The organism is Bradyrhizobium sp. PRIMUS42 (assembly GCF_023006515.1).
Lineage (GTDB): Bacteria > Pseudomonadota > Alphaproteobacteria > Rhizobiales > Xanthobacteraceae > Bradyrhizobium.
On sequence record NZ_JALBGZ010001573.1, the window covers coordinates 1 to 484 of the forward strand.

A 484-nucleotide genomic window follows, 5' to 3' on the forward strand; every position below is an offset into this window, starting at 1 on the left:
GATCGCCGACGGCGCGCGCGGCCCGTCCATGTCGCCGTCGCCGGCGTGTGCGCAGATCGGGGCCGACAGCAGCAGGACGAGCACCACGTGTCTCCACGTCGCGTCGAGATTGAAGCGTGCCAGAACCCACAGCATGGGTCTTCCATAAAGCTCCGGAGTTAACAAACCGGCCTCCGGCGCGCGGCGACTAGCGCGCGCGGGCGCTCTGATCGGTGGACGTCGGTTGCGAGGGGCCGGCCAGGTGGTCGTCGATCGCATAGAGCGTGCAGGTCGGCGACCATTTCATGCAGGCGGCCAGCGAGTCGCGCTGGGCGTCGTCCACCGTGATGCGTCCCGCGCGCCAGCCGTAGCCGCCATTCGGCGACACTGCGAAAGCCTTGTGCGGCAGCGTGCTGGCGAGATAGCGCGCGAACTCGGTCCGCGCGGCCTCGTTGAGCTGGCGCGGAGGCGGCAAGGAATCGGGCGGGCTCAGGATGTCGCGGCT

1 pseudogene is annotated in these 484 nt (G+C 69.6%); it reads right to left on the reverse strand.

The window, feature by feature from the left end:
• Positions 1–187: 187 nt before the first annotated feature.
• Positions 188–484, reverse strand: a pseudogene (locus MOV75_RS41725) (dienelactone hydrolase); the annotation flags it as partial.